The following is a 13220-nucleotide window of genomic DNA, read 5'->3' as shown; positions in this document are numbered from 1 at the left end:
GGTTGCTGCGACGCGAAAAGTATTGTAGTGGAATTGTCAGTCTCGCGTAAGCTTCTGGGCCGCCTAACCACGGCACGTAAGCGGCGCCAATCAAAAAGTACTGATAATTCAACAGGTTATATGCGCGGCTGGGACGTCGCAGGTGCATGGGTTGTGGATTTGCTGCAACGCCGCACCGGCTGGCTTGTCTGTCGCATCGGTCCCCTACGGGAAAGACAAAGCCCCATTCATGAACGAACCACCGATTGTTGTGATCTATGCGCATCCCGCGCCCCGACGCTCGCGCGTCAACCATCCTCTTGCCGAAGCCCTTGCCGAATTGCCCCATGTGGCGGTGCGCGAGCTCTACAACCTCTATGTCGACTATGACATCGACGTCGTAGCTGAACAGCGGCTGCTGTCGACTGCCGAAACCGTGGTGTTGCTGTTCCCGGTGCGCTGGTACAGCGTGCCGGCCCTGATGAAACTCTGGCTCGACGATGTGCTGGAGATGGGCTGGGCCTATGGCCCGGGCGGCACGGCGCTGCGCGGCAAGTCGATGCTGGCGGTGGTCAGTGCGGGCGGGCAGGCGGATGCCTACGGTCCAGACGGCGCCCACGGTCATCCCATCAGCGATTTCCTGCTGCCGCTGGAACAGACCGCCCTGCAGTGCGGCATGAGCTGGATGCCCCCGATTGTGCTGCACGATGCCGACCGGGCAGACACCGACGCCGTGGCGTTGCACATCGAACACGTGGCGCGCCATCTGGCTGCGCCGCCATTGCCTCCGGAAACACAGGAATGGCCGGCATCCGAGGCCACCGGGGAGGACGCGCAATGAATCAGCATGACTTTCTGATTGCCCTGCTGGTGTTCCTGGTGGCGGCCGTGGTGGCCGTGCCGGTCGCGCGTCGTTTCCAGCTGGGCGCGGTGCTGGGCTACCTGATCGCGGGCGCCGCCATTGGCCCGTTTGCCTTGCGCCTGGTGACCAATGTCGAGTCGATCCTCCATTTCTCGGAGTTCGGCGTCGTGCTGATGATGTTCGTCATCGGGCTGGAGCTGGAGCCGCGCAAGCTCAAGGCCCTGAAGCAGAGCATCTTTGGCTATGGTTCGATACAGATGGGGACGTGCGCGCTGGCCCTCGGCATCGTGGCGGCGCTGTTCGGCGCGCCTTGGCAGGTAGCCATTGTCGCGGGCCTGGGCCTGGCGCTGTCGTCCACGGCGATCGCATTCGCCACGCTGGCCGAGCGCAACCTGATGCAGACCGGTGCCGGGGCGGCCAGCTTCGGCATTCTGCTATTCCAGGATATCGCGGCAATTCCGATGATCGCGCTGCTGCCGCTTCTGGCCGCGGATGGCGCGGGCGCCACGGCCCATGGGCCCGAGAACTGGCAGACTGCCGCGAAGGCCGTGGCCGTGATTGGCGCGGTCGTGGTGGGTGGGCGCTACCTGGTGCGGCCGGCGTTGCGCGTGATTGCCCGGACCGGCATGCGCGAGATGTTCACCGCGTTCTCGCTGCTGCTTGTGGTGGGTATCGCGCTGATGATGGATGCCGTGGGCCTGTCGATGGCGCTGGGCACCTTCGTGGCCGGCGTGCTGCTGGCGGACTCGGAATATCGCCATGCGCTGGAGGCCGACATCGAGCCCTTCAAGGGCCTGCTGCTGGGTCTGTTCTTCATGGCGGTGGGCATGTCGATCGATTTCGGCATCCTCGCGCAGCAGCCGGGCAAGGTGATGGGCTTCGTGGTGGCGTTCGTGCTGGTCAAGACGGCCGTGCTGACGATGCTCGCGAAGCGATTCCGGGTGTCGCGCGGGCAGTGGCTGCTGTTTGGCCTGCTGATCTCGCAGGGCGGCGAATTCGCGTTCGTGGTGTTCGCCGAGGCCCGCTCGGTGGGCCTGCTGCCGAAGGACACCGAGGCGTTGCTGGTGCTGATCGTGGCGCTGTCGATGGTGGCCACGCCGCTGTTGCTGCTGTTGTTCGACCAGTTGCTGGCGCCGCGCCTGAACGCGATGTCGAAGCGGCCCGATGACGAGATCACCAATCATCACAATCCGGTGCTCATTGCCGGGTTTGGCCGTTTCGGCCAGATTATCGGGCGCCTGCTGTATGCCCAGGGGATTGGCGTGACCGTGCTGGACCATGATCCCGACCAGATCGAATTCCTGCGCCAGTACGGTTTCAAGATCTTCTATGGCGATGCCACGCGCATGGACCTGCTCGAAGCCGCCGGCGCCGGCGAGGCCAGGATCCTGATCGTTGCGATCGAGGACCTGGACGACAACCTCGGGCTGATCGACAAGGTGCGCCACCGCTGGCCCGACCTGAAGATCTACACGCGGGCGCGGCACGTGTCGCACGTCTACCAGCTCATGGATCGCGGCATCGACGCCAACAGCTACGAGCGCGAGATGTTTGAAGGTTCGCTGATGTTGGGACGCAAGGTGCTGGAAGGGCTGGGCTTCGACCGGGTGGAGGCGCGCAGTGTGGCGCTGCGCTTCCGGCGCCACAATATCGAGGCTATCGACCGCTTCTACCCGTACTACAAGGACCAGAAGAAGCTGGTGTCCCTTGCCAAGCAGGCGCGCGACGAACTTGAGGAAATGTTCCGGCAGGACCGCGACCAGCGCCGCAAGCAGGAAGATGCCGAATGGTCCTGACGCCGGGCCGGGTCAGGAGGGGCAGGCCGGGGCGGGGCCCCGCTCAGGCCTGGCTGGCCGGTCCGGGCCGCCCTGGCTGGCCGGCGCCCGGCATACCCGGAGCCAGGCCGTTTTCGAGCAGTCCGACCACCATCTCGGCAAACGCCGCGTATGACAGCCGGCCACCGGGCTTGAGCCACGTGAACGTCCAGTTGATCATGCCGAATACGGTCATGGTCAGCGCGGTCTGGTTGTCGCGCGTCACGCGCTCCGGATAGGCACGTTGCAGCAGGCGGGCAAACGCCGCCACGACATCGCGCTCGCGCTGCAGGATCTGGTCGCGCTGCTCCTCGGCCAGGAACTTCACATCGTTGATCAGCGCGATATGGCGCGTCTGCGAGGTCTCGTACTCGGCCAGGAAGGCGCGCAGGAGATGGCCGAATGTCTCGCGATGGCTGCGCGACTGGCGCATGCCTTCAGCCTCCACATCGGTGACGATCTGCATCAGCTGCCGGGTGTAGCGGTCCAGCAGGTCGAACAGGATCGCTTCCTTGCTTTCGTAATAGTGGTAGAGCCGGGCCTTGGACGTGCCGCAGGCCGCGGCGAGGTCGGCCATCGATGTGCTGGGATAGCTGGAGGCGGCAAAGGCGGCGGCCGCCAGGTCGAGAATCTGTTCGCGTTGCGCCTCGAAATCGGGCGCCTTGGTTCTTGCCATAGGGGTCGGATCGATCCGCCTGTTGTTCTGTTATCGGTACGGCGTCAATCGGTGCTGGCAGCAAGGTGGTTGCGGCGGATATCGCAGGATTCGAGGCTTTGCGGGTCGCCGCGCAACTCCAGCTGCCCGGTGCTGACCAGTTCGCGGCAGCGCCAGAAGACGAACCAGTCGCTGGCAAGCAGGCCTTCGATGGCGCCCATCACGCTGCCCACCACCTGCGCGGCTGGCGTCCAGTCGTCGGGGCCGCGCTCCAGGATCACGTCGTCGACGTTGTGATAGGCCGCCGGCACCAGCGTATTGCCCTTCCACAGCCGCACATCGGCGTTTTCCTTGACGTTCTGCTGCCACTCGTAGCCCAGCCGGCCCAGGCGCAGCACCGATACCGGGGCGATGGTCGAGAAGCGTCGCGCCAGGCGGGCGGCCGGATACATGCCGATGGCGGTCAGGCTGCCGTGCGTGGGGGCTTCCAGTTCGCGCAGGTCCATCGCCACTTCGTTGATGCGCTGCGGTGCCTGATAGAGGTGGAAGACCACCCGGCGCAGCATCAGCTGGTCGGAGGCGCTCTGGCCGTGCCAGATGGCAACTTCCATGTCGTCGCGGCGCAGTTGCTGGAGCTGGTCCAGCGCCTGGCGCATCTCCGCGCCGAAGTCGATATCGGTGTGCGGCGCCACGCGCTGCCAGAAGCCCGAGCGGATCAGGCCGGTGCTGTCGATATCGGCGATCGGACCCACGGCGAGGTCGTCGCGCAGGACGACCACCGGGTCGGGGCGGGCCGCCTGGGCCAGTGCCTGGCGCAGCGTGTTGCCCGCGACATCGCCGTTGACGACATGTATGTATTGCATGACCGTGATTGTATAGGGTGCGACGGGTGCCGGACCTCCGGACGCGGCCGCCGCCACCGCCTGCAGGCGGCCGCTTGGCGGGTGATGCAACGCCTGAAGCGTGTTCCGCCATTGTAATCACGGCTCGCCACCGGCCGGGCATCGGCGGCTGTCTGACATGTGGGATTCCCGCCATAGCCTCGACACCCTTGACACCGGTCATTTGCCCAGGTCAGCCGTCAGCGTTCGTCGTAGCTGACCACCACCCGCGGCGTCAGCGCGCGGGCCTGGCATGTCAATACAAAGCCCTTTTCCATCTCCCACGGTTCGAGCGTGTAGTTCTTTTCCATCTCGACCTCGCCCTCCAGCACCTTGGCGCGGCAGGTACAGCAGACGCCGCCCTTGCAGGCATAGGGCAGGTCCAGCCCGGCGGCCAGCGCGGTGTCCAGCACTTTGGCGTCGGTCAGCGGCAGGCGCATCTTGTGCTGCTTGCCGTCCAGCACCACCACCAGTTCGGCGGTGCCGGCCTGGTCGGCATGGGCCGGCGCGGCGCGCCGGGGCTGGGTCAGCGGCACGCCAAAGCGCTCGGCATGGATCTGGTGCGGGTCCAGGCCGGCGGTTTTGAGGGCTTCCTCTACTTCGTCGATCATTGACGCGGGGCCGCATACGAAGGCGGCGTCGATATCGTCCACGGGCAGCAGGGTCTGCAGGAAGGCGGTCACGCGCTCGCGGTCGAGCCGGCCATGCAGCAGATCCACCTCCTGAGGCTGGCGCGACAGCACGTGGTACAGCGTGAAACGCGACAGGTACTGGTTCTTCAGGTCTTCGAGCGCCTCGGAAAAGATGATCGTGTCGACGCTGCGATTGCCGTAGACCAGCGTGAAGCGGCTGCGCGGTTCCACGGCCAGCGTGGTGCGGATCAGCGACAGCACAGGCGTGATGCCGCTGCCCGCCGCAAACGCCACATAGTGGCGCGATGCCTCGGCATCGAGCGGCACGTGGAAGCGGCCATCGGGCGTCATCACATCGAGCACCTGGCCGGCGGCAACGGTGTCGTGGACCCACGTGGAGAACACGCCGTCGTCCACCAGTTTCACGGCCACGCGCAGTTCGCCGCGGTCGTCGTAGTCCTGCACGCCGCAGCAGATCGAGTACGAGCGGCGCACGTCCTTGCCTTCGACGGGGGCCTTGATCGTCAGGAACTGGCCTTGCGTGAAGCGGTAGGCATCGCGCAGTTCCGGCGGCACCTCGAAGGCGATGGAGACCGTGTCCGGGGTCTCCGGGCGAACCTGTGCCACGCGTAGCGGATGGAACTGTGGGGTCATGGGCCGGCGGTGCTCAGTAGGGTTTGAAGTAGTCGAACGGCTCGCGGCAATCCAGACAGCGATAGAGCGCCTTGCAGGCCGTGGAGGCAAAGCGCGACAGCTCCTGCGTATGGACGCTGCCGCAGCGCGGGCATGCAACGGTGGGTACAACGGGTGGAGCTATGGCAGGCGCCCGCGGCTGGCGCGGCACGAAGCGCAGCGGCCGCACGTTGCCGACACGCGGCGCCTGGCTGGCGCACTGGCCCGGGGGCGCAATACCGAACGCGCGCAGGCTGGCGCGGCCGGCTTCGGTGATCCAGTCGGTGGTCCACGCCGGGGCCAGCACGGTGCGCACGCGCCACGGCGACAGCCCGGCCGCTTCCAGTGCGCGTCCGACGTCTTCCTCGATCTGCGACATGGCCGGGCAGCCCGAATACGTGGGCGTGATGATGGCCTCGACGGTCTGGCCGTTATCGGCCAGCACCACGTCGCGCAGGATGCCAAGGTCGCGGATCGACACGACCGGGATCTCCGGGTCGGGCACGGCTTCCAGGGCAGCCCAGGCGCGGGCCAGCCGATCCTCGGGCGATGCCGGGCATTCGGCGGGCGCGGCGTCATCGCGCCGCGCGAAGGTTGGTGCGAACGGGGATGTTATCGGCGTGGGATGCGTGCGCATGGTCGGTCACCCTCGCGTTACCACTGCGCACCCGGATGGGCCCGCGCCAGGCCCTGCAGTTCGGCCAGCAGGTAGCTCATATGCTCGGAATGCACGCCTTGCTTGCCGGTGGACACGAATGCCGACGGCGCCGGGCGCTGCAGCGTGGCGTCGTCGAGCGTGTCGGCAACCGTGGCTTCCCAGGCTTCGCGCAGGCTCGACGTCAGCGCGCCCACGCCTTGCGCGGCCACTTCCTGTTCCACGGCATCGACGGCGAAGCACTCGTTCATGTACGGCAGCAGATGGTCCAGCGCGCGCTGCATGCGCGCATGCGATGCCTCGGTGCCGTCGCCCAGCCGCACCACCCAGTCGGCGGCGTGGTGCAGGTGGTAGCGCACCTCCTTGGCCGACTTGGCCGCGATGGCCGCCAGGTCGGTGTCGGTGCTCAGTTCCAGCGCCGGCCAGAGTTCGGCCATCAGCGCGCTGTACAGGAAGTTGCGCATGATGGTGACCGCATAGTCGCGGTCGGCGCGCGCCGTGCCGGCCAGCGGGCCGTGGTGCGGCAGTTCCTGCAGCGTCCAGTTGCGGAATTCCGGTTCGCTGCGCCAGTAGGCGTAGTCGTCCTCGTGCCGCACGCGGCCGGTCAGCCGGCCTTCCAGCGCGCCGGCATGGCTGTACAGCAGGCGCGCCTGGCCGATCAGGTCGAGGCTGATGTTCGCCAGCGCGATGTCTTCTTCGAGCGCGGGGCCGTGGCCGCACCATTCGGCATTGCGCTGACCCAAAATCAGCGCGTTGTCGGCCAGGCGCAGCACGTATTGCAGGGGGGCCGTCTGCGCCAGTGGCAGGCGCGCCAGGGCGATGCCGTCGGCTACGTTGGTTTGCGTCATGGGGCCGGCCTTACATATGGTTCACTTCGTCGGGCAACTGGTAGAACGTGGGATGGCGGTAGATCTTGTCGGCCGCCGGGTCGAACAGCTCGGCCTTTTCGGCCGGCGCGCTGGCGGTGATGGCTGCCGATGGCACCACCCAGATCGACACGCCTTCCTGGCGGCGCGTGTAGACATCGCGCGCCATGTGCAGCGCCTGCTGGGCGTCGGCTGCGTGCAGGCTGCCGCAGTGCTTGTGTTCCAGGCCCTGCTTGCTGCGGACGAATACTTCCCACAGCGGCCATTCCTTCTGTTGTGACATGGTGGTCTCCGGGTCTGCTGGTCTGCCGGCGGTTTGCTGGTCTGCGCCGGGTCGATTCAGGCGGCCTTGGCGGGCGCTTCGCGCCGGGCGCGTTTTTCGGCATGGGCCAGCGCCGCCTCGCGTACCCAGGCGCCGTCGTCGTGTGCCTTTACGCGCGTTGCCAGCCGTTCGCGGTTGCAGGGGCCGTCGCCGTTGATCACGCGCCAGAATTCTTCCCAGTCCAGCGGGCTGTAGTCGTAGTGGCCGCGCTCGGCGTTCCAGACCAGCCCCGGGTCGGGCAGCGTCACGCCCAGCACCTTGGCCTGCTCGACCGTGGCGTCGACAAACTTCTGGCGCAGGTCGTCGTTCGAAATGCGCTTGATGCCCCAGGCCATGGTCTGGGTGCTGTTGGTAGACGCCGCGTCGGGCGGCCCGAACATCATCAGCACCGGAAACCACCAGCGGTCCACGGCGTCCTGCACCATGGCGCGCTGGGACTCGGTGCCGCGCATCATGCTCAGCAGGGCGTCAAAGCCCTGGCGCTGGTGGAACGACTCTTCCTTGCAGATGCGGATCATGGCTCGCGCGTAGGGGCCATACGAGCAGCGGCACAGCGGGATCTGGTTCATGATCGCCGCGCCATCCACCAGCCAGCCGATCACACCGACATCGGCCCAGGTCAGCGTGGGGTAGTTGAAAATCGACGAGTACTTGGCCCGGCCGGTGTGCAGGCCGTCGACCAGTTCGTCGCGCGATGCATTGAGCGTTTCCGCCGCGCTATACAGATAAAGGCCGTGGCCGCCTTCGTCCTGCACCTTTGCCAGCAGGATGGCCTTGCGCTTGAGCGACGGCGCGCGGCTGATCCAGTTGCCCTCGGGCTGCATGCCGATGATTTCCGAATGCGCGTGCTGCGAGATCTGCCGTACCAGCGTCTTGCGGTAGGCCTCGGGCATCCAGTCCATCGGCTCGATCTTGGCGTCTTCGGCGATGCGCGCATCAAAGGCGGCCTGCCTGGTTGCCTGGTCGGCGTCGGCCGATGTGGGCGCAGGCTGCGGCTGGCCCGGCAGGTCGAGGCTCTGTGTGTACATCACGTCTCCTTGACTTTCGTCTTTGGCGGGGGCCGACCTGCTTGTTGTGCCGGGCGCGATATGACTTCGATTGGCGCGGGATGTTGTAGGGTCGGGCAGTCTGCTAAATATAAATATAAACCGACCGGTCGGTCAATTTAACTGTGCGGCGATGGACACGTGAGTCCGGCGCCACGTGTAGTATCGAACCTCCACGTCTTAATTGAGGGCAACGCTATGTCGAGCAAGGCTTACAGCAAGATCGCGGTGGCTGTGGATGGCAGCACCACGTCGGACCTGGCACTGCAGGAGGCGATCCGGACGGCCAGCGGCGGTGGGGGTACCGTGCTGGCGCTTTATGTGGTCGACAACGGGGTAATGCTGTTCGATGCAGGTTTCTACGATCCCACCCAGATCGAGCGGGCCTTTGTGGATAGCGGCAAGAAGGCCCTGGAAGCCGCCAGCCGCGTACTCGGCAATGCTGGCGTGACCTTCGAGACCAAACTGGTGACCGATCCGGCCGTCATTGGCGATATCGCGGGGTCGATCAATGCGGCGGCCAGCGAGTGGGGTGCGGATCTGCTGGTGATCGGCACGCACGGCCGCCGTGGCGTGCGCCGCCTGGTGCTGGGCAGCGTTGCCGAGGCCGTGATTCGGCAGTCGACGACCCCGGTACTGCTGGTACGCGGCAAGGAATCCGCCGACTGAAGGATGGACGCTGCGAAGGTGCGGTGGTCAGCCGGCAAACCGGAAATGGCCGCCGCGCAGCACGATCTCGCGCGCTTCGGTCAGCTCGAACAGCGATTCGGCGAGCTGCTCGATGCGCTTGCGATTACTCGTGAAGGCGCGCACCAGGTCTTCCTCGCGCGCCGATTGTGCCCCGCAATAAGCCTCAAGCGCCTCTGCCGTGACCGAGTATTGCGACCGGTTGCCGTTCACGGTGGCGGGGCAGGACAGCGTCAGGCTGGCCCCGCAGTAGGTGGGAACGGTGCTGGGGAAGGTGATATCGACCATGGCGTACCTCGTCTTGCCGGGAACGGGGAAATCGCGAATATCCCTTCAATATAGGCAATCGCGGGTTCCAGGCAAGGCGGCTGGCCGGTGTCTCAGGGCAAGCCCCGATCCGCGTCAGCCGGCGCGGGCACCCGGCAGCCGTATGCGCCCTGCCTCTGCCTGTTCCGCCGCCAGCGCACGCAGGCCGGCAACGGTGCGATGGGCGCAGTCGATATGCGCATCCGCGTAGGTGCACTGTTCGGCCAGGAAGTGTTCAAACGGGGCATCGGAGGGCGTCAGCGGCGCCATGCGCGCGGAGGCAACTGCCGCACTGACCCCGGTGCGGCCGGGGCGCACAGCCACCTCGGCCAGCCGGGCTTCCAGGTCCGTCAGCAAGAACTGGATGGCGGCGCCGGGCGCGGCATGCACTTCGCCGGATTCCGTGCCCGCCCGGACCAGACCGGCCAGCGAAGCCATACGGCGTGCCGTGACATGCAAGGCCGCGTGGGCCGCACCCAGCCGTGGGTCGAGGTCTGCGGCGCACTGCGCCAGCGTGTCTTCGGCTCGGGTGGACGCCCGCCCGGCGGCCACGCGCAAGGCTTCCAGACGCATGCGGGCCGGCGTGACGCTGCGGGCGGTGCTGATGGCGGCACGCAGGTAGACCGCATTGACGGACAAGGCATCCAGGCTATGCCGATAGGCGCGCGACAGCTCGGCGCGCGGTGCCAGCACGTAATAGCTGGCAAGCGCGATCAGGCATCCGATCGCGGTATCCATGCCGCGCAGCGCCGCCACGTGGCTGCTGCTCGACGCGGGCTCGCCCAGCCAGGAAAAGAGGATCACCGCCGGCGTCAGGCAGAAGGCAAAGCCACCCGCGCTGCCGGCCAGGCGCAGCGCGTAGGCCGCCGCCAGGAACATCGCGCTCAGGCCAAGCGCCAGCGTCGGGCCCGGATGGGCCAGGCCCACCACGCAGGCCAGCAGCGCGCCGGCCAGCGAACCGGCAAAGCGATGGAACGAGATCTGCCGCGTGGTCTGCAGGCGCGGACTCAGCACCATGATCACGGTCACGGCCACCCAATAGCCATGGTCGACCTGCAGCAGTTGCGACGGCAACAGGCTCAGGCCGCCGGCAAAGGCCAGCCGCAGCGCGTGGCGCGTCACGCGGGCATCGCGCGCGGCGATGTCGGCCAGCGTATGGCCCACCCGGTCGACGATGCCCGCCAGTCCGGCATTCGGCCAGACAAACGACTCGCGCCAGCGATCGAACGACGGATGCTGGGCCAGCGCCGCCAGCGCGGACTGGTAGGCCGGCGGCGCGCCGGCGTTGGCGCGCTGGCCGATCAGCCGGCGCACATCGCGATCGAGCATGGCGCTCAGGGCGGGCAGGTCGGGCGCATGCCGGGCCAGTGCCTGCCGTACCTGCGCCTGCGTATCGGCCAGGCAGCGCGCGGCATACACCAGAGGCAGGCTGTGTTGTTCGCCCGCGCGTTCGCGCAGCTCGCCGGCGACGATCAGCAGGGCGAAGATGGCGTCAGCCACGGTCACGGCATAGGCGTAGTGCAGCATCCCGACCGGATCGACCATGCCGCGCCGGCCGATGACTGCAGCGCGCGCCGCTTCGATCCGCAGGCGGATTTCCTTCTTGTATAGCGAGGTGTCTTGCAGCCCCGGTGCCGCCAGGTGTTCGGCAAAGCGCTGCAGTGCGTCGTATGCGGCGGTGATCTCGGGCCGGGGACGCGCATCGCGCTGCGAGGGAATCAGCACCAGCGAGATCAGGCACGCAAATACGCCACCGCGCAGGTAGTCCACGCCCGCCGTCCAGGCATGAACAAGTACGGATGCCTCGGCCACCGGCTGCAGGCAGGCGGCAATCAGCACCACATAGAGCAGCTTGAAGCACAGCGCGGCGGCCGGGCCTCGTATTTCCGCCAGCCCGGCGATCAGGCCGGCGCAGACGACGACGGCCAGTGCGGCAAGCGGCGAGGTCGCCAGGCTGGCGCCGATCACACTGGCGACGGCCCCGCCGATGCCAACCGCGCCAAGCCCGCGCATGCGTGCGCCAGCCGTGCCTTGACGGTCGGCCAGGCATGTCCAGATCGACGCAGTGGCCGACCAGAGATAGCCGTTGTCACCGGTCAGCCAGGCAATGCCAGCCAGCGCGAAGAACGACAGCGCATAGACCACGCCGCGCTGCAGGAACGCGGAATCGGGCCAGAAAGAGAGGGAGCGCGGGACACGGCGCATGATCGGGGGCGGTTTGGTGGATGTCTCAGGGTGAGTACGGATTCCACTCTACGGGGACTATTGTTGCGTCGCAACATTTCCGTAGATTCGAGGCACTTTGCCCGGCAGTAGTGCCGCATCGCACCAGGGGCGGGAAATGTGATGCAAGACGGTGCAATTGTCACATTTCCGAAGTTCTGCGATTGAAAGAACTTCAGTCGGGGCGAGATTCCCCAGATTTTGGGTAAAAAAAACCCGCGCAGGTTGTGCGCGGGTTGGAATCCACCGAGGTGGTGGAGGAGACAGACTTCACTATACACGACTTGTTGCGACGCACCAAGTGGCTTCGAAAGAAATGCCTGCAAGACAGCACAATATCCGTTGTTGTCGTACAACAAGCGCGAGATTGCTTATCGAAAGAGGTAGGCAATCCACACGGCCGCCGCCATGCCGACGACATCGGCGAACAGGGCGCACCCCAAGGCGTGTCGGGTATTTCGCACATTGACGCTACCGAAATAGACCGCCAGCACGTAGAAGGTGGTTTCGGTCGATCCCTGGATGATGGCGGCCAGCCGCCCCTGGAAGGAATCCACGCCGTAGGTGGTCATCACGTCCACCATCAGGCCGCGGGCACCGGCGCCGGAGAGGATTTTCATCAGCCCCACCGGCAGCGCGGGGACGAAGTCGGTGTTGACGCCAAGCCACGTGAAACCGGCGGTCAGCCCGTGCATGACCACGTCCATGCACCCGCTGGCCCGGAAAAGTCCGATCGCCACAAGAATCGCGACCAGATAAGGAATGATCTGCACGGCCACGCCGAAGCCTTCCTTGGCGCCGTCGATAAAGGCGTCGTAGACATTGACGCGCCGGATCGCGCCACACACCAGGAACAGCGTGATCAGCGACAGGATGAAGCCGCTGCCCGCCAGTGCTGTCATCTGGCTGACCTGCTCGGGCGGGGCGTGACGCAACCAGGCGAACAGGCCGGCCACCGCAAGGCCAGCCACAGCAAAGGCGGCCAGTACCGCCGGCTTGAGCAGGTTCAGCCGCTGCACCCAGGCCACGGCCAGCAGCCCGGCCAGGCACGACGCGCCGGTGGCAAGCAGCGTGGGCAGGAAGATGTCGGCGGCGTTGAAATTGACCAGGCCCTGCTTGACGGCCATGGCCTGGCGAATGGCAATGACCGATGTCGGGATCAGCGTCAGCCCGGCCGTGTTCAGGACGATGAACATGATCTGGGCGTTGGTGGCCGTGTCCGGCTGGCGATTCAGCGACTGCAGCTCGCGCATCGCGTTCAGGCCCAGCGGCGTGGCTGCGTTGTCCAGCCCCAGCATGTTGGCGGACACATTCATCATCATCGCGCCCTGAGCCGGGTGCCCCTGGGGCACGCCCGGAAAGAAATGGCGCAGCAGTGGGTTCACCAGCCGGGCGAACAGGTCGATCACCCCGGCGCGCTCGCCAATCCGCATGATGCCGATCCACAGGCTCATCACGCCGACCAGGCCCAGAGAAATCTCAAATGCCGTGCGGGAGCTGTCGAAAAGGCTGGTCAGCAGGGCGGGAAACACCGTGGTGTCGCCGCCAATGAGCCGCACGCAGGCGGCCAGGAAGGAAAGTAGGAAAAATCCGAGCCAGACGAGGTTCAGTGCCATCGAC

The 13220-nt window shown here is 66.3% G+C and carries 13 protein-coding genes; 3 read left to right on the top strand and 10 right to left on the bottom strand.

Annotated elements, in window-relative coordinates; genetic code table 11:
• The first annotated feature begins 229 nt into the window (after positions 1–229).
• Both kefF and kefC read left to right on the top strand, forming a co-directional pair.
• A complete protein-coding gene (gene kefF / locus ACOABP_RS07945) occupies positions 230–820 on the top strand; it encodes a glutathione-regulated potassium-efflux system oxidoreductase KefF (protein WP_474227636.1) in 591 nt (196 codons plus the stop codon).
• Positions 817–2637, top strand: coding sequence for a glutathione-regulated potassium-efflux system protein KefC (gene kefC / locus ACOABP_RS07940; protein WP_474227635.1), 1821 nt, complete (start codon positions 817–819; stop codon positions 2635–2637). Before kefF ends, kefC begins: the two co-directional genes overlap by 4 nt.
• A gap of 43 nt (positions 2638–2680) precedes the next feature.
• Here kefC and ACOABP_RS07935 read toward each other — a convergent pair whose 3' ends face one another.
• From ACOABP_RS07935 to paaA, 7 genes are all read right to left on the bottom strand, one after another.
• The gene (locus tag ACOABP_RS07935) at positions 2681–3331 is read right to left on the bottom strand and encodes a TetR/AcrR family transcriptional regulator (RefSeq protein ID WP_474227634.1); all 651 of its coding nucleotides are present in this window, start codon (positions 3329–3331) and stop codon (positions 2681–2683) included.
• A 44-nt stretch (positions 3332–3375) separates the two neighbouring features.
• Positions 3376–4173: a DUF1835 domain-containing protein gene (locus ACOABP_RS07930; RefSeq protein WP_066736582.1), complete on the bottom strand. Its 798-nt coding sequence runs from the start codon at positions 4171–4173 to the stop codon at positions 3376–3378.
• A 218-nt stretch (positions 4174–4391) separates the two neighbouring features.
• Positions 4392–5477, bottom strand: coding sequence for a 1,2-phenylacetyl-CoA epoxidase subunit PaaE (gene paaE, locus ACOABP_RS07925; RefSeq protein WP_474227633.1), 1086 nt, complete (start codon positions 5475–5477; stop codon positions 4392–4394).
• Between the two features lie 13 nt (positions 5478–5490).
• Positions 5491–6132, bottom strand: a complete 642-nt coding sequence (gene paaD / locus ACOABP_RS07920; protein ID WP_474227632.1) for a 1,2-phenylacetyl-CoA epoxidase subunit PaaD — start codon at positions 6130–6132, stop codon at positions 5491–5493.
• A gap of 17 nt (positions 6133–6149) precedes the next feature.
• Entirely contained in the window at positions 6150–6998 is an 849-nt protein-coding gene (gene paaC / locus ACOABP_RS07915; protein ID WP_474227631.1) for a 1,2-phenylacetyl-CoA epoxidase subunit PaaC, read from the bottom strand.
• Positions 6999–7008: 10 nt separating this feature from the next.
• Positions 7009–7299, bottom strand: coding sequence for a 1,2-phenylacetyl-CoA epoxidase subunit PaaB (paaB, locus tag ACOABP_RS07910; protein ID WP_066736577.1), 291 nt, complete (start codon positions 7297–7299; stop codon positions 7009–7011).
• 56 nt (positions 7300–7355) lie between these two features.
• Entirely contained in the window at positions 7356–8366 is a 1011-nt protein-coding gene (gene paaA, locus ACOABP_RS07905) for a 1,2-phenylacetyl-CoA epoxidase subunit PaaA (RefSeq protein WP_474227630.1), read from the bottom strand.
• Positions 8367–8582: 216 nt separating this feature from the next.
• Here paaA and ACOABP_RS07900 point away from each other — a divergent pair, with 216 nt between their 5' ends.
• The gene (locus tag ACOABP_RS07900) at positions 8583–9053 is read left to right on the top strand and encodes a universal stress protein (RefSeq protein ID WP_474227629.1); all 471 of its coding nucleotides are present in this window, start codon (positions 8583–8585) and stop codon (positions 9051–9053) included.
• 27 nt (positions 9054–9080) lie between these two features.
• Here ACOABP_RS07900 and ACOABP_RS07895 read toward each other — a convergent pair whose 3' ends face one another.
• From ACOABP_RS07895 to ACOABP_RS07885, 3 genes are all read right to left on the bottom strand, one after another.
• Positions 9081–9359 (bottom strand): DUF1488 family protein, encoded by a 279-nt coding sequence (locus tag ACOABP_RS07895; protein WP_066736573.1) that lies wholly within the window; start codon positions 9357–9359, stop codon positions 9081–9083.
• Positions 9360–9473: 114 nt separating this feature from the next.
• Positions 9474–11582 carry an FUSC family protein gene (locus ACOABP_RS07890; protein WP_474227628.1) on the bottom strand — a complete coding sequence of 703 codons (2109 nt, stop codon included), beginning with the start codon at positions 11580–11582 and terminating at the stop codon, positions 9474–9476.
• A 389-nt stretch (positions 11583–11971) separates the two neighbouring features.
• Positions 11972–13216 (bottom strand): nucleoside recognition domain-containing protein, encoded by a 1245-nt coding sequence (locus tag ACOABP_RS07885; protein ID WP_474227627.1) that lies wholly within the window; start codon positions 13214–13216, stop codon positions 11972–11974.
• Between the last annotated feature and the right edge of the window lie 4 nt (positions 13217–13220).

The sequence above is a fragment of the Cupriavidus sp. HE11 genome (genome assembly GCF_056097175.1).
Note: the sequence above shows the minus strand (reverse complement) of the source record. Positions and strands in the feature narration are given on the sequence as shown.